General features: G+C 46.7%; 15 protein-coding genes. 10 read left to right on the top strand and 5 right to left on the bottom strand.

Annotated elements, in window-relative coordinates; translation table 11 throughout:
* Positions 1-117: 117 nt before the first annotated feature.
* A complete protein-coding gene (locus P364_RS0107285; RefSeq protein ID WP_024629486.1) occupies positions 118-972 on the top strand; it encodes an aldo/keto reductase in 855 nt (284 codons plus the stop codon).
* A 207-nt stretch (positions 973-1,179) separates the two neighbouring features.
* Here P364_RS0107285 and P364_RS0107280 read toward each other — a convergent pair whose 3' ends face one another.
* Entirely contained in the window at positions 1,180-2,331 is a 1,152-nt protein-coding gene (locus tag P364_RS0107280) for a glycosyltransferase family 2 protein (RefSeq protein ID WP_024629485.1), read from the bottom strand.
* A 239-nt stretch (positions 2,332-2,570) separates the two neighbouring features.
* Between P364_RS0107280 and P364_RS0107275 the strand changes: the two genes are divergently transcribed.
* The 5 genes from P364_RS0107275 to P364_RS0107255 all read left to right on the top strand — a co-directional run bounded on the left by P364_RS0107275 (position 2,571) and on the right by P364_RS0107255 (position 9,737).
* Positions 2,571-4,259, top strand: a complete 1,689-nt coding sequence (locus tag P364_RS0107275) for an extracellular solute-binding protein (RefSeq protein WP_236642152.1) — start codon at positions 2,571-2,573, stop codon at positions 4,257-4,259.
* Between the two features lie 82 nt (positions 4,260-4,341).
* Complete coding sequence (locus P364_RS0107270) at positions 4,342-5,268, top strand: ABC transporter permease (RefSeq protein ID WP_024629483.1); 927 nt, start codon at positions 4,342-4,344, stop codon at positions 5,266-5,268.
* Positions 5,269-5,297: 29 nt separating this feature from the next.
* Positions 5,298-6,182, top strand: a complete 885-nt coding sequence (locus tag P364_RS0107265) for a carbohydrate ABC transporter permease (RefSeq protein ID WP_024629482.1) — start codon at positions 5,298-5,300, stop codon at positions 6,180-6,182.
* 51 nt (positions 6,183-6,233) lie between these two features.
* Positions 6,234-8,576, top strand: a complete 2,343-nt coding sequence (locus tag P364_RS0107260; RefSeq protein ID WP_024629481.1) for an AraC family transcriptional regulator — start codon at positions 6,234-6,236, stop codon at positions 8,574-8,576.
* Between the two features lie 33 nt (positions 8,577-8,609).
* Positions 8,610-9,737 carry a glycoside hydrolase family 88 protein gene (locus P364_RS0107255; RefSeq protein ID WP_024629480.1) on the top strand — a complete coding sequence of 376 codons (1,128 nt, stop codon included), beginning with the start codon at positions 8,610-8,612 and terminating at the stop codon, positions 9,735-9,737.
* A 225-nt stretch (positions 9,738-9,962) separates the two neighbouring features.
* On the opposite strand, the gene pdxA is transcribed toward P364_RS0107255, so the two are convergent.
* The 4 genes from pdxA to P364_RS0107235 form a co-directional block, all read right to left on the bottom strand.
* Positions 9,963-10,964 carry a 4-hydroxythreonine-4-phosphate dehydrogenase PdxA gene (gene pdxA, locus P364_RS0107250; RefSeq protein WP_024629479.1) on the bottom strand — a complete coding sequence of 334 codons (1,002 nt, stop codon included), beginning with the start codon at positions 10,962-10,964 and terminating at the stop codon, positions 9,963-9,965.
* Positions 10,961-12,256: a four-carbon acid sugar kinase family protein gene (locus P364_RS0107245; RefSeq protein ID WP_024629478.1), complete on the bottom strand. Its 1,296-nt coding sequence runs from the start codon at positions 12,254-12,256 to the stop codon at positions 10,961-10,963. Before P364_RS0107245 ends, pdxA begins: the two co-directional genes overlap by 4 nt.
* A 62-nt stretch (positions 12,257-12,318) precedes the next feature.
* Positions 12,319-13,305, bottom strand: coding sequence for a 2-keto-3-deoxygluconate permease (locus P364_RS0107240; RefSeq protein WP_024629477.1), 987 nt, complete (start codon positions 13,303-13,305; stop codon positions 12,319-12,321).
* A gap of 165 nt (positions 13,306-13,470) precedes the next feature.
* Complete coding sequence (locus P364_RS0107235) at positions 13,471-15,180, bottom strand: sigma-54-dependent transcriptional regulator (protein ID WP_236642150.1); 1,710 nt, start codon at positions 15,178-15,180, stop codon at positions 13,471-13,473.
* 186 nt (positions 15,181-15,366) lie between these two features.
* Here P364_RS0107235 and P364_RS0107230 point away from each other — a divergent pair, with 186 nt between their 5' ends.
* The 4 genes from P364_RS0107230 (at position 15,367) to P364_RS0107215 (ending at position 19,050) form a co-directional block, all read left to right on the top strand.
* Positions 15,367-16,071, top strand: a complete 705-nt coding sequence (locus tag P364_RS0107230; protein ID WP_024629475.1) for a PspA/IM30 family protein — start codon at positions 15,367-15,369, stop codon at positions 16,069-16,071.
* Positions 16,072-16,119: 48 nt separating this feature from the next.
* On the top strand, positions 16,120-17,151 hold the full coding sequence (locus tag P364_RS0107225; protein WP_024629474.1) for a TFIIB-type zinc ribbon-containing protein: 1,032 nt from the start codon (positions 16,120-16,122) through the stop codon (positions 17,149-17,151).
* 44 nt (positions 17,152-17,195) lie between these two features.
* Positions 17,196-17,948, top strand: a complete 753-nt coding sequence (locus P364_RS0107220) for a TPM domain-containing protein (protein WP_236642151.1) — start codon at positions 17,196-17,198, stop codon at positions 17,946-17,948.
* A 70-nt stretch (positions 17,949-18,018) separates the two neighbouring features.
* Complete coding sequence (locus tag P364_RS0107215) at positions 18,019-19,050, top strand: SPFH domain-containing protein (RefSeq protein ID WP_024629472.1); 1,032 nt, start codon at positions 18,019-18,021, stop codon at positions 19,048-19,050.
* Positions 19,051-19,138: the final 88 nt, after the last annotated feature.

Raw genomic sequence — 19,138 nt, 5'->3', positions numbered from 1 at the left:
TTAACGGGTTGGTGGCTTTCATTTGATTCATCCGCGTATGGAGGGGTAGAATAAACGAGAGGGCATATCACTTTATCCATATCGTTTAGTATACCTTTCGCAAAGGAGAGTTTTGAGATGAATCATACAATCCCGGAATATACGTTGAATGATGGCTTGAAAGTTCCTGCCATTGGCTTTGGTACCTATAGCTTAAAAGGAGAAGAAGGTGTCAAATCGATAGCGTCCGCGATGGATGCAGGTTACCGACTGATTGACACAGCTTATAACTATGAGAATGAGGCGACTGTCGGAAAAGCCATTAAGCAGAGCTCGGTTTCCAGAGAAGACCTGCTGATCTCATCCAAACTGCCAGGGCGTTACCACGCCTTTGAAAAAGCAATTGTAGCTATCCAAGAATCCCTGTACAGAGCAGATCTTGATTATTATGATCTATATCTGATTCACTGGCCGAATCCGAAGCAGGATATGTATGTGGAAGCGTGGCAGTCACTCATTGAGGCGAAGAAACGCGGATATATCCGTTCCATCGGAGTTAGCAATTTCCTTCCGGAACATAATGACCGCCTGATTAAGGAGACGGGAGTAGCGCCAAGTTTGAATCAGATTGAGCTGCATCCATTCTTTGACCAAGCCGATCAGCGGAAGAAGGATTCACAGCATGGTATTGTGAACGAATCTTGGAGTCCCATTGGGCGTGGCAATGATGCGGTACAGGATATCGTAAAAGATGAAAAGATCCTTCGGATTGCCGAGGCCCATGGCAAAACGGCTACTCAGGTTATTTTACGCTGGCATACCCAGCTTGGTTCAATTCCGATTCCTAAAGCAGGTTCTCTTCAACACCAGCAAGAAAATATCGATATTTTCGATTTCGAGCTGAGCGAGAAGGAGATGGAAGTCATTTCTTCATATAATCGTGAGGATGGACGGTTGTGGAATCAGGACCCGAGTGAATACGAAGAATTTTAAAAGGTTTATCATAAAAAGTTCGATTCACCTTACGGTGAGTTGAATGGGTATAAAATAAATATGGCCTCCTATTCTACAAAGATGTAGATAGGGGGCTTTTTGTTGTATTCAAAGAGGTGAATGCACTTGGAGCAGGAGTTTATGGGCGATGTTATTGAAATAGCTAGTAGTACTTTGAATTTTCATATTTGCAGAATAAGTACTAAACTACTCCACCAATTTCTCAGACCTCTGCGCCATATCCTGTAAAACGCGAGCCACCCTACTTTTTCTGCCTTTTGCTTTTCTCTGTATTCTTGCGAGAGATTTTTTATACGCTTCCACATCTGTTTGAAGCGCGAAGTGTTTGGCAGCAATCCGTAATGTTTTCTTTAACAATCGTGCGGAAGAACGTGTTGTTCTGGACCGGAAGCCTCTGCGCAAGATTCGCAGCGTATTTTTGTAGGTTTCGAGGTCAGCTGATGGTGGTACAACGCAGAATAAATTGAGTGCGGAATCATTGAATCCATAGGTTTCGAGCATGATTTTCAGATTCTCTGTATTGAGCACTTCCCCTCGGAAATGAGTGGGATGTTCCTGGTGATAACCCACGACCTCTTTCATACAGTAGAAGGGCACTTTCAAACGATGCAGCCTGTAGCCCAGATCCCAGTCTTCAAGCCCATAGAGTACGAACCGTTCATTGAAACCTCCAACTCGATTCAGAAGGCTTCGGCGGATGGATACACACCGAGTGACAAGCAGCATCCATGGAGCCACATCGGTGCTGGCAAATTGCTTGATGACAGCAGGCGGTATTTTGGTTGGGAAAGTCACTTTGGACAATGCATCTGTCTGATGAATGATATCTTCCGGTGTGACCAGTGGGATAATTTCATTCGCTGCATCAAATTCAGGACGCCATAAGTTTGAAGGGGTAAGGATCGAACGGCAATGTTCTTTTTCTGATGGCGAGAAGTCTGGATAGTAGTGGGTATAAGCATCGGCAAAAGAATGCGGAAAACCCGAAACGACGGCTCTGGGATTTTTGCGATGATATTGACGCACTGTTCGGATAAATTCGGGTAACGCCAGAAAGTCAGCATCACAGAAGATAACATACAGACCTTTGGCATGCTGAAGCCCCAAATTCCGAATCGCTGACCTGCCACGTTGCTCCGTTTGGGATACGTAGGTTAAAGGATATGAAGTCTGGAATGTCTGGATCTGTTCTTTCGTTCCATCAGTGGAACCGTCATCAGCTACGATGACTTCAAATAGATGCTTAGGATAGGTTTGTGTCTCGAGGGCTGCCAGTGTAAGCAATAACTGATGGGCCCGATTATAGGTTGGGATAATGACGCTGTAGCGGATCGCCATTCCTGTTTCCTCCTTCACGTTGTTGGACACTCCTTATGAAAAAATCGAACACGTTCAAGTAAGAAGTGATATTAGTTTATTCCATATATGTGGCAGCGACTGGTCAAACACCTTATGATTTTGGAAACGGGCTTGATCGATCTCCTTTGTTGCTTACCATTCAATCTGGAAATATGATCTTGATCTCTTGCATTCATGTGCAAATCCTGCGCTGCACAAGGGAATATCAAATTTTGGATATGTCGGCAAGAATGGAGGATAGCCATTGTGACGGGCAAGCGGTAACTTTATGGGGAGCGATGACAGGGCTGCTTATCAACGATACGAATTCAATGGGGGGACGTGAAGCGATGAAACGGTCATGGAGAAAACAACTGGCAATTGGAATCTGCCTGATGATGAGTATTACTGCTCTTGCAGGCTGCTCGGGAGACAACGGAAGTGCAGGTGAAGCAGAAGGAGATGGGCCTACACCCATATCAATCTGGATGTCGATGAATACGAACGCGTCCATCACACTCAAGAGCATGAATGAAATTACGGCGATCAAGGAATGGGAAAAGAAAACCAATACCAAAATTGAATTCCAGCATCCCGCGGTGGGTGCCGAGACCGAACAGTTCAACGTCATGATTGCCTCGAATCAGCTGCCTGATGCCATGTTTGTGTATGGTGATTACGCCAAACTGTTTAATGATGGCACCATTATCCGGCTTAATGATCTCATTGATGAATACGCTCCCAATTTGAAAAAGATCCTGGAGGAGAATCCCGAAGTTGCCAAACAGTTAAAAGCCGATAACGGAGATATCTATGCGATACCGCATCTGCGTCTGGGGGAATACAAAACCTTCGGCGGTACGTTCATCCGTCAGGATTGGCTGGATGAACTGAAGCTGGAGAAACCGGAAACGATTGAGGAGTGGGAGACGATACTCAAGGCCTTCAAGGAGAAAAAAGGCGTAGCAGCGCCCCTGTTGTTTGGTGCACCACCCAAAATGACCACGATGGGACCAGCCGCACCGACGTATCTGGAGGCTTATGGCATCACTAATAATACATTCATGAAAGATGGTAAGGTGGTCTATGGACCAATCGAGCCGGAATATAAGGAATTTCTAACGATGTTCCATCGCTGGTATCAGGAGGGATTGATTGATCCCGATTTTGCTACCAATGACCAGAAAACATACGACGCCAAAATTTTGAGCAGTCAAGCTGGTGCGTTTTTCACCTTTATCGGTGGAGGTGTAGGCCGCTACCTGCCCGCTCTGCAGGAAACGGATCCGAACGCCAATCTGACAGCCGTGCAATATCCGGTGCTGAACAAAGGGGATGAGCCAATGTTTACCGGACGTTCCTGGGAGTGGAGCAGTAGCGGCGTTGTGATCACCAATAGCAACAAACACCCGGAAGAAACGGTCAAAGCACTCGATTATTTCTTCAGTGAAGAAGGACATATGCTGAAAAATTTCGGTGTGGAGGGCCTCACCTATACGATGAAGGACGGTTACCCGACGTATACCGATGAGATTTTGAAAAATCCGGACGGTCTGTCGGTTGCTCAAGCCATGGCCAAACATTTTATTGCGAACTACCCCTTCGTTGGGGAGGATGACGATCGGTACAATGAGCAGTATTATCAGCTCCAGCAGCAGAAGGATGCGGCGGTTCTGTTCTCCAAATACAGCGAGAATACGCTGAAGGTAGGCCTTCCTCCTACCAGTCTGACGACAGAAGAATCTACGGAGTACAGCAAAATCATGAGTGATATTGGAACCTATCGGGATGAGATGTTCGTCAAATTCGTCATTGGGGTTGAGTCGATTGAGAACTTTGACAAGTTTGTCGATCAGATCAACAAGTTTAACGTGAAACGGGCTATTGAAATTCAGCAAGCGGCCCTGGACCGGTATAACGCCAGATAAGGAAGAGATGTTCATGGGTGGTGAAGCCTTTTTTACGGCTTTACCGCCGTGGACGCCCTCTTTTGAATGAAAAAGGAAGGGGATGGAGAAGGTGTCGCACAAGCTTTCCTTGTTATGGCTTAATTACAAAAAGAATAAAGCCATCTATTGGATGGCTCTTCCCGTCGTTTTATATTTTCTGGTCTTCAAATACCTGCCGATGTACGGGGCCATCATTGCGTTCAAGGACTACTCGGTGGGCAAAGGCATATGGGGCAGTGATTGGGTCGGATTTCAGCATTTTCGGGATTTCTTCCAGAGCTATTATTTCTGGAGAATTCTGAAGAATACTCTTTTGCTAAGTTTTTATCAGCTGTTGTTCGGTTTCCCGGCTCCCATTCTTCTTGCTCTTCTACTTAATGAGCTCAGGCATGAAATTTTTAAACGCACGGTGCAGACGATTTCATACATTCCTCACTTTATTTCCATTGTCGTCATCTGCGGTATGATTGTTGATTTCTCATCCCGGGATGGACTGTTTAATACCATTATTGGTTATTTTGGCGGTCAGAGCAGCGCACTTCTCAGCGATCCGGCTAATTTTCGTACCATATATACCGCCTCATCGATCTGGCAGGAGCTTGGCTTCTCCAGCATCATTTATTTGGCTGCACTTAGTGGCATTAACCCCGAGCTCTATGATGCTGCCAACGTGGACGGAGCGAGTCGGCTTCGCCAGGTGTGGCATATCACGCTTCCCGGCATCATTCCGATGATTATGATTCTCCTCATTCTCCGCATTGGTGGACTGATGGAGATTGGGTTCGAGAAAATTATTCTGCTCTATAATCCGAATGTGTATGATACGGCAGATGTAATCTCGACATTTGTTTATCGCAAAGGGATAAGTGAAAGTGCCGAATTCAGCTATACGACCGCGGTGGGTCTCTTCCAGTCGGTCATTAACTTTACGCTGCTAATCGGTGCCAATCGCCTGTCCAAGGTGATATCCAATACCAAGCTGTTCTAGCCAAGAACGAGGTGAAGGGAGGGATTTCTTTGCGAATGAAAAGATCCATTGGAGAGCGGCTGTTTGGTGGTGCGAACGCAATGTTGATGACAGGGCTGATTATCCTAACCTTGTATCCACTGCTGCATGTGTTAAATGCGTCGCTTAGCGACTCAAGTCAGCTCATGGCCCATAGAGGTCTGCTGCTTTTTCCCAAAGGCATTACGATGGACAGCTACAAGCTGGTACTGAGCAACCCTAACATTCTGTCCGGATACCGGAACACGATATTTATTGTGGTGGTGGGCACGGCGCTGAATCTGCTGTTTACCATTCTGGGGGCGTATACGTTGTCCCGCAAAAGCTTCATGCTCCGCAATCCGATCATGCTGGCGATTGTATTTACAATGTTTTTTAACGGCGGAATCATCCCGTCCTACCTGTTGATTAATAACACGCTCCATATGGGGAACAGCCTGTGGGCTCTGATTATACCTGGTTTGATCAGCAGCTATAATCTGATTATTATGCGGACCTCCTTTGCAGAAATCTCGGAAAGTCTGCTAGAGTCAGCCCGTATAGACGGGGCAGGGGAGATGCTTGTTCTTTGGCGGATCGTCGTACCATTGTCGATGCCCGTCATTGCGGTGATGATTCTCTTTTACGGCGTCGGTCACTGGAATTCCTGGTTTAGCGCGATCCTGTACATTCGGGACCGGAACCTGTTCCCACTTCAACTGGTGCTGCGGGAAATTCTGATTCAGAACAGTACGGATTCGATGACGACAGGAGCCACCGCTATGGACAAAGAGGCTATCGGGGAAAGTGTAAAATACGCAACGGTCATGGTAGCCACCCTGCCTATATTGTTCATCTATCCATTTCTGCAGAAATACTTTGTTAAAGGTGTTATGATCGGAGCAATCAAAGAATAGAGTTGCTTTAGGCCATGCCATACCCAATAACACAGTGTGAGGAGGAGACGCATGAAGAGGAAAAGCATCCTGTTGTCCTGGGGCATTTCTTACATGGTCATTCTGCTCATTCCCATTGTGATCGGTGCTGCTGTTTTTGCCGAATCTCGCATGCTGCTAGAGGAAGAAGTTAATCGTTCCAACATGGTGCTGTTGTCTCAGGTGCAGGAAACCATTGATAACCAGATTGGCGATATTGGCAGCATCAGCAATCAATTAATGGCAGACTCCCAACTCATGAGCTTCATTAATCACGCGTCTGAACAGGATGCCCGCTGGAGGTTCATGGGGATTGATCTGATCAAAAACCTGAAATCCACACGCGTCGGAAACGGCTTGATTAGTGAACTATATATTTATATCAAACAGTCCGATATCGCGTTATCCTCTTCTTCACTTATTCAAAAAAAGTATCTATATGACATATTCTATCAGGGCACGAATGTATCCGAGGAAGCGTGGACCCAGCTTATGCATGATTCCAGCAAGAGCATGTACCGAAAGATGGAGGTTCGGAGTGAGGACCGACGGATTGAGGACACGCTGGTCTATATTCAGCCGTTTCCGATTCAGAATGGCGCTGGCAGCCCTGCGACCTTCGTCGTTAACCTGGACTCCAATCGATTCCAGCAAGCTATTGATAATGTACGTTTGGAAAAAGAGAGCACCGTGTTCATTCTGGACCACAACGGTCAAACGTTATTTTCTACCGGATCACTTGAAACCCCTTACATAAAGGGGGAGGATCTTAACCTTTTCAAGGATGCTGAGAAAAGAACGGAAACTATCGATTGGAACGGAGAATCGGTGACCATATCGCAGATTTCTTCCAAGATTCAGGACTGGAAGTATGTATCCATCATACCTACCCGAATCTATGCCAAGAAGCTGACGGTCATCCGCGATATTACGCTTGGAGGCGTTGCCGCAGGACTTATCCTTGGCGGGGTGGCAGCCTGGTGGTTCACCAGACGGAATTACCGTCCGCTGGGACGGATCATGAACATTATCTCGGATAAGGTCAAATGGAAACTGGAGCAGCCAGATAATGAATATGGCATCTTGCAGTCTGTCCTGATCCAAGCTTGGGAAGAACAGGATCAATTTGCGAACAGGCTTAAGGATCAGCAAAGCGTTATACGGAGCAGTCTGCTCTCCAAGTTGATGAAGGGAAGGGTACAAGTAGGTGTGGATTTTGCTTCGACCCTGGAACGCTCTGGCATTCGGTTCGAGACAAATTCATTTGCCGTATTGCTCCTGCACATTGAGGATGTTGAAGGACTGTTCCGTTCCAGAGTTCGTGAGCAGGACCGGGAGGAGAAGCATCAATTTGTGCACCTAATCCTGACCAATGTGCTGGAGGAGATGATTGGCTCGATCGGTCACGTATACTCTGTCGACATTGATGGAAGAATCGCGTTCCTGATTAATATTCGGGAGTGTGAGGAGGATACGGAGGATACCAGTCATCGGTTAATTCATGCTGTCGAAGAAGCCCAGCGTTTCATTGGCTCCCGATTCTGTGTGTACTTCTCTGTTGGCGTCAGCCATGTTCATCACCGTATGGCGGAGATCGCGGATTGTTTCCGGGAATCGGAAGAAGCGCTGGAATACAGGCTGATTCTGGGGATCGGTCAGATTATAGATCCGAACCGGATTCGTCGGCCCAAGGAGGAGCTGTATTACCCTCTTGATCTGGAGAGACAGCTCATCAATTATATCGCTACAGGGAATTATGCCCGTTCCACGGAAGTGATGAACGAAATTCTCATGACCAATTTTGCAGGAGAGCCCTTGTCGGTTGAACTGGCTCGCTGTCTGATGTTTGAGTTAATTGGTACCTTTCTGAAAGCTACCGAACAGATCAAGACGGACGACCAGAACGAGATGACGCAGCGCAACGATCTGATCCGGCAATTGTATGCATGTGAGACCTTTGAGGAGATTGAGGTCGAATTGCTTCGGATACTGGAGACGGTATGCCAGACAGTGCATGAGCGCAAGCGGTCCCGCAGTGAGGAATTGAAGGATCAACTATTGGAATTTATCCATGAGAGTTATGCGGATGTCAATTTGGGTTTGACCCATTTATCAGAGCGGTTTCGTTTCCATCCAACCTATGTCTCCAAGTACTTTAAGGAACAGACAGGAGTCAACGTGATTGATTACATCAACCATTATCGAATTGAGCAATCCAAGAAAATTTTACAGGCAGAGGAACTGACGATCCAGGACGTATCCGAGCGAGTGGGTTTCCTGAACAGCAATTCGTTCATTCGTGTATTTAAGAAATATGAGGGAATTACACCCGGCCAGTATAAGCAAAATAGCAGACTTGTCCAGCAAGAGAATTGAAGAATATGATTTGCCTAGAGGAGGAACGGTTCCATGTGGAAAAAAGCTATTGAAGATGCATTGAATGTCACCCGGCGCAACATAGATCGATTCGAGGGACGATTTCCCCATGTTAGTAACGGGGATGACCATTATGTGCTTAACGATAATACGGAGTGGACGGCAGGATTCTGGTCGGGCATTCTGTGGTTAAGCACGGAGTATACTCAGGACCCGAGGTTTCATGAGGCAGCCGTAAATAGCGTCGATAACTTCCGTCGGCGAATGGAACAGAAAATCATATTTGATCATCATGATATTGGCTTCCTCTATTCCTTGTCATCTAAGGCACAATGGATTGTGGAGCATGACGCCGCCGCAAGGAAACTCACGCTGGAAGCTGCGGATATGCTGATGAAACGCTGGCGTGAGGATGCAGGACTGATCCAGGCCTGGGGACGCAAAGGCGATGTGAATAACGGAGGGCGAATTATTATCGATTGCCTGCTCAATCTTCCGCTGCTGTTCTGGGCGTATGAGCAGACGAATAATGAGGAGTATCGCCGCGTTGCCGAGCTGCATGCGTTGAAAAGCCGCCGTTTCCTCGTTCGTGGGGACGACTCAAGCTATCATACCTTTTATTTTGATCAGGCTACCGGAGAGGCTATTCGAGGCGGTACGCATCAGGGCTACCATGACGGCTCTACCTGGACACGCGGGCAGGCATGGGGGATATACGGTTTTGCACTGTGCAGCCGCTATCTGCAAAGCGCCGAGATGCTGGAGACAGCGAAGCGTCTCGCCCGTTATTTTATTGCCCATCTTCCTGAGGATGAAGTTGCGTACTGGGATTTTGATGCCCCGCAGACGCCTAATACGAAAAGGGACAGCTCTGCATCGGCCATTGTTGCCTGCGGTCTGTTGGAAATTGCCGGGCAGCTTGATGAAGCTGATCCTGAGCGGGAGGCTTTTCGGAATGCAGCGGAATCGTCCATGAAATCCTTAATTAATCATTATTCCACGCAGGGCTCGGATACTGCGGAGGGTCTGCTGAAGCATGGTTCCTACTCCGTAAGAGGTGGAGATTCACCTGATGATTACACGGTCTGGGGCGATTATTTTTATCTTGAGGCGCTGATGCGTCTGGAACGAGGCATTCCCGGCTATTGGTACGATAGATAGGGCGAAGACTGTTGTTTTGGTATACCCCTATATCGTAGGTTGATGAGGATACAGACGTTTGCCGCTGTTCCTCCAGAAGTTGCATCATCCATTGCTGAATGGTCGTCGTCTGCGAAGTAACATAGGCGTTCAATTTCACTTACCGCGACTTATACACAAAACGACCGTTCCCCCGATAGAAGCAGGGGAAACGGTCGTAACTCTAACATAGCTCTTTTTGTTTCTTTAAACTTGCGTTTTTGGTGCAAGCTCAATGGCGGAACGGATGGCGGCCAGCATACTTTTATCATCAGCGATGTTTTTGCCTGCGATGTCAAAAGCTGTTCCATGGTCTACAGAAGTACGGATAATGCCGCCTTTGAGACCCACTGTAATGTTCACACCTTCTTCAATACCCATGACTTTGATTGGGGCATGGCCCTGATCGTGATAACAAGCAACAACGATATCGAAATCGCCACGGCCAGCGCGGAAGAATAACGTGTCCGCCGGAAGTGGACCAACCACGTTAATGCCTTCCTTTTGCGCACGTTCGATACCGGGCTGCAGTTTTTCTTCTTCTTCACCATTACCGAACAGTCCGTTCTCGCCTGCATGCGGGTTAATACCGCATACTGCAACACGCGGATTCTCGAAGCCGGCTTTTTTCAAAGTATCATGAGCCAGTTTAACCACAGTGTATGTTCTTTCCGGGTTGATGCTTGCGATGGCGTCAATCAGACCCATATGCGTCGTAAGGTGAATCACTCGCAGATTGGGTGTAGTCAGCATCATGGAGAAATCCTCGGTATCGGTCAGATCAGCCAAAATTTCGGTGTGACCTGGATACAAGTGCCCACCCAGATGCAGGGCTTCCTTGTTCAGAGGCGCCGTGCAGATGGAGTGGATTTGCTGTTTTTTGGCCAGATCAATGGCTTTCGCCAGGAACTGAAATGCTGCATCTCCCGCAACGGCAGATACTTTTCCATATTCCAGATCTGCAGGAATGAGATCCAGATCAATGACGTCCACAGTACCGAATGCATACTTGGCTTCGGATGGCTCATGAATGGCATTGACCTTCAGACTCGATCCGATGACAGGAAGGACACGCTCCAATATTTTCGCATCGCCAATGACGAGTGGATTGCAGTTGTTGTAGACCTCCTGATGGCCCAATGCTTTCATAATGATCTCGGGTCCAATGCCTGCTGCATCGCCCATTGTAATTCCAACGGTTGGTTTCATACGGTAACTCCTCCTTTTAATTTTTCAATCGCATGGATGAAGACGTCGGGCTTGCCGAATCCGCCCGCTTTGGTAATTACGTGCAGATCGTCAATTCCAATAAATTTAGATATCGGTACACCAATTTCAAGCTCATCGAGTAGTTCGAAACCGCTGATATTCCACTTCATACAGATTTGTTTAGCCGTATCTCCGCCGGTCATGGATACACCTTTGAAATACCCATTCTCCAACAGCTTGGCACAGATCTCACCTATGGCCCGTACAATTTCATTGCTGACCTCGGTGTGATTAAGCCCTCTGACTTCACCCGTAGCGCGTGCCAGTTCAATATCGACCTGTTCCGCGGTTGAATAGAGGACAACATCATTGCCTTCAACGGCTTTGGCCTTCACTTCATCATACACACGATCGATTTCTTGTTCACGATCTGCTGAACCCGATACGGCTTTGAAGGAATGAAAAGCGATTGCTGATATGTTGGTTTTTTGTAGCAATTGCTTGAGCTGCTCACGGGAGTTTTTGTTCACACTCCCTACAACGGTGAGTATTGGGCCTGGGTTCGCCGGAATGGTCAATTCCGTGGACTGGGCTCCCAAGCCGTAATGAGTGGGAAGGTAGTTGGCAATTCCCGCTGATCCTGCCCAGGCAAAAGAATAATTCAACTCATTGGTGATACTCAGAACCTGCTCCAAATGCTGCTCGTCTGTCGAGTCGACGAGGATATAGGGAATGTCGTTTGCCTTAAAGGTTTCCAACTGCGTCTTCACATGATCTGTACCCGCTTCAAGATCACTCACCTTAATCTCGCCCACTTCATACTTGGTCTGGAGCTTGAGCAGATCCGGAAGATACGATAAGGTCACAGGTGTCTTCGGATCATTCGCAATTTCGGTATCAGCCAGTGGAACACCGTTCAGATAATGCGTGCCGTTAAGAATGGTGCGATTGTTCTTGGGATAGCCCGGGGCGATCATCATAAAATCGGGCTTGACCACATCGTACAAAGCGTCAATCTCGATCCCGATGTTTCCGCGCATGGTCGAATCCATTTTTTTGAAAATGGTGTTAAATCCGTTCCTCAACAGCAGTTCGGCTGCTTGGCGTACCCGCTGATACGCATCCTCCGGTGTGATGGAACGGCTATCGGTATCAAACACGACCGCATCGTAATGACGAATGTTATCTTCGTCCATGTTGAAAAGTACGCTTGTCTTTAATCCATGACGGGCAAGCTGCACCCCGCTGTCATTGGCGCCGGTCAAATCATCTGCAATAATGGCTAATTTCATGCAGTCATCCCTCCTTGGAAAGCAAAATTAAATATAAGTCCGGTCAGCTACGTTTAATGCATTTATGTGGACGGTCTTTGATTGTATTTCTCGACGCCGCCTGACTTCTCAAGCCTTTTGGAGAGGAATCCGATAAATATCGGAAGCAGGATGGCAGTCGTCACAACACTTGCAGCAATCTGTACCGTAGCAATCTCGGCAATCGGGGCAAAAGAAGCGTTTGCAGCCACGATGGCAGCAGGCGTACCTACAGCGTTACCGGCTGTGGAACCTTCAGAAGCACCAACAATCGGGTTCCAGCCAATAGCTCTGAACAGCAGGAATCCAACGCCACCAGTGATCAGTACAGTCAGCACACCCAACAAGATACCGCTGAGTCCGCCTTGAATGATCGACGAGAAGTTAATTCCCATACCCAGTGAAAAGGCGAAGAAAGGAACGAGCTTGTCACTGCCTTTATGCAGCCATTCAGCCAAGTTTCGATCCAGATTACCGATAATAACGCCGACGATAAGCGGAAGCAGTACAGCTACAAAGGACATCGGGGAGAACATGCCGTTGGCAAAGCCCATCGCACCGAAAATGGAAAGAGCAACCATGGTGAGGAACGGTCCGTCGCTGAGCGCGAGGAAAGGATAAGCCGCCTTGTCATCTTCTTTGCCGTATTGTCCAGCCAATGCGATGTACAATCCACCATTGGAATTCGTCATGGCGGCGATAATTGCAAGCGGTGCCAAACCAAGGAATAATCCATTGGAGTCCGCAAAGAATATGGCGATCAAACCTAATATTGCACCAACTGCCCACTTGAACACAAGCAATGTAACGCCTTTACCAACCGAAGAACCTGCCGTCTTGAACGTGATTTGCGTACCAGCAATCAACAGGAACAGGGCGATCAACGTGCTTGAACTGTTTACGAACAGGGCTTCCGTAAAACCCCCGATTCGCAAAGCATTCGGAAAGAATGTGTTAATAGTTGCGCCGAGCAACAGGGGAACAACCATCATACCGCCAGGAATACGATCTAATGTTGCTTTAATGTTCATAGTAATGGCTCCTTATGAAGTAATCGTTTTTATAAAGCGTTTGCAGGGATTATGTTATCCCATATTGTTTATTTTAGCAACACTTAATTATTGTAAATTTAAATTAATTATTAAAGTGTTTAATAATGCAACACACATAATCGTAAAAAAAGCGTAAACCTAAAGTTATTCTTTAAGTTTACGCCATAACGTGGCACGGTTAATCCCCAAGCGGTCGGCCGCCTTGGATTGATTATTGTTTTCCTCATGCAGAACGAATTGAATAATCTCTTTTTCGATTTCTTTCAACGTACCACTTAGCTTCATCGTATTCGATGAGGGTTGTTCACCAAGCAGATGTGACAAGGTCTCGGCTGAGATCACGTAATCCTGTTCATTCAGTGCAGCCTGTTTGATTAGATGCCTTAACTGGTTCACTGTCATATGCGGGACTTGATCTCTGATTAGTTGCAATGCGTCCTCTTTCATCTTCACCGCAACTGTCCCATACTTCTGGTAGTAATCGCTGAGGAAATGCTGGATTAGTGGAGCGAGATCCTCTTGCCTGTCCACAAGGCTTGGCATAATGATTGTATTCAGCTCGACGTCCAGTTTTCTGTTTGAATTCAATCCCTGTTCCCCCAGGATGAATACCCCGATCTGCCTCTGTAAACAAGCCTGAATGAATGAGGTCAGTTCCTCTTCCGATGGGCCATTTTCCAAATGATTTATCTCCACGTTGCGGACTTTGGAAAGTGGGATTTTGTGCAAATGACCGGGAGGAACCTGGGCAAGATCGATTTGAAGCATCATCCCACCGCTGGAGTACATCTGATGAATATGTTTTATCAGAAAAGACTTGCCCGAATCCGCTTCGCCTAGCAGATAAATGGGTTCATGATTCTCGTAAAGGGCCCGGATGTTCTTCAATACCGCCTGCATCGCAGGGGATTCGGCAACAATCGGTTCCATGGATATATCGGTATACGCCGTTATGCCAAATTGTGCAAATGCATAAGGTTGTCCTTTTTCAAGGGAGTAGACTTTATAGCTTTTGTTACTTAACGTCGTTTCATAGGCCGTCACCGTAAGTTGGTAATCATCCACGATGAACACATTTTGAACTTGGGACTGGTGGAAATCCAGGTTGGTATTAGTAAGATAAATGTGATTATCGGTCAGCGGATTCTGCTCAAAATCAGTCAGGTTCTCGAATACAACCTCGTTCTGGTCGTCCAAAATAATGAGATTTGGATGCTCCTTGGTAACCAGGTTATTCAAGATGATCGATACCGCATGATTTTTGCTCAAATAACGATATATTAACTGTGCATCTTCAAGGGCTCTAAGGATCGATTCCTTGCCGGATTGGATCAATAGACCTTCCATTCCATAGGTTTTGGCTGTATTCACGGTGATGACATCGCCAACAATCTGACGGTATCCTGACGCCTTCAGCTCCAGCAGCAGCCTTGCCACTTCCTCCGAGCTGTGTATGGTATATACCTTTAAAGGCAGTTCCATTAGATCGATAATGGACTGTGCACCTGAAGTAATATTGGCAAAGCCGACGATAGCCGTTTGGCCGTTGAACTGGCTTGCCAGCGTCAATGAACGAATCATGTCATAACCGGACAGCTGCACATCAATGACGGGAATGGTCACGGCTTCCTTGATTAGCTGAGCTGTTCCCCCGCGGCTAATCATAATCTCCGCCCCGTTTCGTTCAGCCTGGGCCGCCAATTCGGCGCCCTTCATCAGGTCGCCCACCTCATATTGTATGGCTAACTGGGGAAATAGTGGAATGCATTCTTCTATAATAGTAGTCATGGATTCGTAAGGAGCGATAATATGAACTCGTGTACGCATAATTTTCCTGCCTTTTATAAAAATCATTCATGTTCCTTCTGGTACATCAGACCAGAGGACTTTCCTTATTATAGCCAACTTGCAGAGGAATGGCATCCCTGGTTCCCGGGAAGCTCTGTTCGTTCGGATTTGTAAAGGCAGCACTAAATGAAACCTTCAACCACATATTCATGTATTATAGTACATATGAACTGATCGAAGGAGGAACTTGTTGTGGGAATCTTATCGAGGTTTAGGGACGTAATGAAAGCGAATGTCAACCATGTGCTGGCTCGTGCGCAAGATCCGGAGAAGACCGTGAATGAATATATGCGGAGCTTGAGCAGTGATCTGGGTCAGGTGAAGGCTGAGACGGCTGCGGTTCTCTCGGATGAGAGCAGGGCGAAGAGGGCTTTGGACGAGTGCACCGCAGAGATTAAGAAATTACAGCGATATGCAGAGAAATCTGCGGAGTCGGGTGATGAAGACAAAGCACGTAGTTTTCTCGAAAAGAAGGCAGAGCAGGCTGAGAAACGGAATGAATTACAAGCTGCCTATGACCGGGCTTCTGCCAAAGCCAAAATGATGAACCATATGCATGAGAAGCTGGTTGCGGATATGGGGCAATTGGAATCACGGCATGCGGAGCTGAAGGGCAGGATGGCGGCTGCCCAAGCGCAACAACAGGCCAATGAACGGAACGCCTCGGCTTCCAATGCGAGCGCTGCTTTGAAGGCTATGGAAGACAAAGCGAATCAGGCGCTTAACGAAGCTGAGGCTTTGGCTGAACTGCGTGCTGGGGCACAAGAAGATGATCTGGATGTGTTAATTGCGCAGTTGGAGCAACAAATGAATGCCAAAGCGGGTAATAATGGACAGGTGACGCCGAGTCCAGAGGAAGAGCTTGCAGCAATACAGAAGAAATTGGAAGATAAATAACGATATATATATAATGTCATACATTTCGTTAAACATTGAGGTGAGCAAATGCCGGTAATCGAATACAAATGTCCCAACTGCGGCAGTGGAATGCTTTTTGATAGTGCAACTGGAGCATTATCCTGCCCCAGCTGCGGACGACAGGATAATATCGAACAGCTCCCCGATCCGTTGAAGAAACAAGTGTTCACGGAGAATGAGGTCAAGGAGTATCACTGTAACAGCTGCGGCGCGGATATTGTGACTGAGCCGGAGACAAGTGCTACGACATGCAGCTTCTGTGGTGCTGCCGTGGTTCTGAGTGATCGACTGACGGGAGATCTGGCACCGGCCATGGTCATACCCTTTTCAATCAGTAAGGATGAAGCCAAGCAGGCGTTCAAAAAGTGGTGCAGAAACGGCTTGCTAACACCTAGCGGATTCATGACGGCTGACCGGGTCAAGAGCATTACCGGGATATACGTGCCTTTCTGGTTATATGAGTTACATAACAAAATCGAAGTTCATGGCCGTGGCACAAAAATCAGGACTTACACGCAGGGTGACTACCATTACACGGAAACGCAGCATTTCGATATTTACCGGAGAATCCGGCTTAATTATGTGAATCTGCCCATTGATGCTTCGGAAAAAATGAAGGATGAACTGATGGATAAGCTGGAACCTTTTCCGTATAACCAGTTAAAGCTTTTCAAAACCCCGTATCTCGCCGGGTATATTGCTGAAAAATATAGTTATACCGATGAGGAACTATACCCGCGTGCCAAGGAAAAAACGAGCTCTTATATCGATTCGTATATTGCTTCAACGGTTTCGGGCTATAGCAGTGTCAGCTACACGGACAAACAGATTGATACCACGTTAAAGAATGCAGACTATGTGCTGCTCCCGGTATGGATGGTTTACTATGACTACAACCGTTCGCAGTATACTTTCGCCATGAATGGTCAGACAGGTAAAGTGGTGGGAAAACCGCCCATTAGTAAAGCTAAAGTTGTCGGATGGTTCGCAGGAATTTCAGCCGTTTCTTTATTGTCATTGAAACTGGTCTCCTGGATGATGGGAGGTGGATTCCTGTGAGCAAAAGAAAACATCTGGCATGGATGGCGACGCTCATTTTATTGATGATTACTCTCGTTTCTCCATTGATTCCAATGTCAGTGGCATCGGCAGCCGACAGCAAAAACCTGATATACGATGAAGCTAATCTGTTGAATGAGCAGGAGAAAAGTGAACTGAATGCACTGGCGAATGAGTATGGAGCCGAAAGGCAGACGGACTTTGTTATTCTGACAACGAATAATACGGAGAATCAGGATGTACAGCTGCTTACCGAGGATTTCTATGATGAGCATGCTCTTGGTTACGATAAAGCACACGGGAACGCGGTCATTCTGACGATGGACATGAATAATCGGGAAGTATATTTAGCAGGATTCTATAAAGCCGAAGATTATTTGGACAATGGTCGGCTGCAATCAATACGAAGCAAGATTACCCCAGAATTATCGAATGGGGATTACAAGCTCGCTTTTGAGAAGTATATTAAACTTTCCTACGAATATATGGGGTATGAACCTGGTGTGAATCCGAACAATATTTTATTTAACGGCTGGTTTCAATTAGGAGTATCTGTAGTGATCGGAGGCGTTGTTGTTGGGATTATGACTTACCGTTCTGGCGGACGTGTGACAGTGAACCGAGCGACCTACGAGGATTCAAGTACTTCAAGCGTAATCGATCGTCAGGATCGGTATATTCGTACTACCGTAACCAAACGCAAAATTGAGAAGAACAACAATAATGGTGGCGGCGGAGGCGGCGGAGGTACTAGCCGAGGCGGTCATTCGCACAGTGGTAGTAGAGGATCTTTCTAGCGGAAAAACAACAATTTAGATTATATCATGATGATGCAAAATGCTTACTATAGAAGGGATGGGAACGTGTATGGGATTTTTCAAAAATCAATTTTCGAATGTGGTGGAATGGGAAGAGTTTAGAGATGATATGATTTTCTGGAAGTGGAGTAACCGGGAGATCAAGAAGGGAAGTAAACTGATTATTCGTTCGGGGCAGGATGCGATTTTCCTGAATAACGGCAAAGTAGAAGGGATTTTCGAGGACGAAGGGTCGTTTAATATCGATTCCGAGATCATTCCGTTTCTGTCTACCTTAAAAGGATTCAAGTTCGGATTCAACAGTGGCATGCGGGTCGAAGTGCTGTTTGTAAATACGAAGGAGTTTACGGTTCGGTGGGGTACACAAAGTCCGGTATTGATTCCGACTCCTCAACTTCCAGGCGGGATGCCGATTCGTGCGAATGGTACGTTTAATTTTAAAGTGAGTGACTATGTCACATTGATCGATAAAATCGCGGGAATTAAGCAAAGTTATCTGGTCGAGGATGTCAAAATCCGGATAACGTCTGTGCTGGATCAGCTGCTGATGAAGTGGATTAGCCGTGAGGGCAAGGACATGTTCAATCTTCAAGCGAACGCCTCGGATATTGCCAAAGGTATTCAGGAAGATCTGGATATGCAAATGATGGATATCGGGATCGGAATCACAGGCTTCCAAGTGATGAGCTTCAATTATCCGCAGGAAATCCAAGATATGATTACGAAGACGGCTTCACATGAAATGATCGGTAATTTGCAAAAGTATCAGCAGGTTAGCATGACTGACGGCATCTCATCCGGTAAAGTTAAGGGCGGCGGCGCTGCTTCGGATATGGCGGGCATGATGATGGGCATGAACATGGCGAATGAAATGATGAAGAACATGAATCAAAATCAAAACAATAATGCTAACCCATCTCAGAATCAGAATTCGGATCAAAAGTCTACGGCAAATCAAAATAGCGATGCAGGTGCACCATCTTCGTCCGGGGATAACAAAAAGCCGAACTTCTGTCCGAACTGTGGCGCAAAGAATGAAGGAGCCAATTTCTGTCCAAACTGTGGTCAGAAGTTGGGTTAATACATCTAAATATAAGAAGGGCTTACTCAAAGATGCAAGGTGCATACTGTGGAGTAGGCCCTTTTTTTCATTCTATTTTAAACGGGAT

Source organism: Paenibacillus sp. MAEPY2 (assembly GCF_000499205.1).
GTDB lineage: Bacteria > Bacillota > Bacilli > Paenibacillales > Paenibacillaceae > Paenibacillus > Paenibacillus vandeheii.
This window is presented reverse-complemented; position numbering and strand designations above follow the sequence as displayed.

Coding starts and splice junctions, on each gene's coding strand:
- P364_RS0107220 (WP_236642151.1), top strand. CDS start 17,196: ATGATTACTCTCGTTTCTCCATTGATTCCAATGTCAGTGGCATCGGCA.
- P364_RS0107240 (WP_024629477.1), bottom strand. CDS start 13,305: ATGAACATTAAAGCAACATTAGATCGTATTCCTGGCGGTATGATGGTT.
- P364_RS0107270 (WP_024629483.1), top strand. CDS start 4,342: ATGGAGAAGGTGTCGCACAAGCTTTCCTTGTTATGGCTTAATTACAAA.
- P364_RS0107275 (WP_236642152.1), top strand. CDS start 2,571: ATGTCGGCAAGAATGGAGGATAGCCATTGTGACGGGCAAGCGGTAACT.
- P364_RS0107235 (WP_236642150.1), bottom strand. CDS start 15,180: ATGATTTTTATAAAAGGCAGGAAAATTATGCGTACACGAGTTCATATT.
- P364_RS0107215 (WP_024629472.1), top strand. CDS start 18,019: ATGGGATTTTTCAAAAATCAATTTTCGAATGTGGTGGAATGGGAAGAG.
- P364_RS0107280 (WP_024629485.1), bottom strand. CDS start 2,331: ATGGCGATCCGCTACAGCGTCATTATCCCAACCTATAATCGGGCCCAT.
- P364_RS0107255 (WP_024629480.1), top strand. CDS start 8,610: ATGTGGAAAAAAGCTATTGAAGATGCATTGAATGTCACCCGGCGCAAC.
- P364_RS0107260 (WP_024629481.1), top strand. CDS start 6,234: ATGAAGAGGAAAAGCATCCTGTTGTCCTGGGGCATTTCTTACATGGTC.
- P364_RS0107225 (WP_024629474.1), top strand. CDS start 16,120: ATGCCGGTAATCGAATACAAATGTCCCAACTGCGGCAGTGGAATGCTT.
- pdxA (WP_024629479.1), bottom strand. CDS start 10,964: ATGAAACCAACCGTTGGAATTACAATGGGCGATGCAGCAGGCATTGGA.
- P364_RS0107245 (WP_024629478.1), bottom strand. CDS start 12,256: ATGAAATTAGCCATTATTGCAGATGATTTGACCGGCGCCAATGACAGC.
- P364_RS0107285 (WP_024629486.1), top strand. CDS start 118: ATGAATCATACAATCCCGGAATATACGTTGAATGATGGCTTGAAAGTT.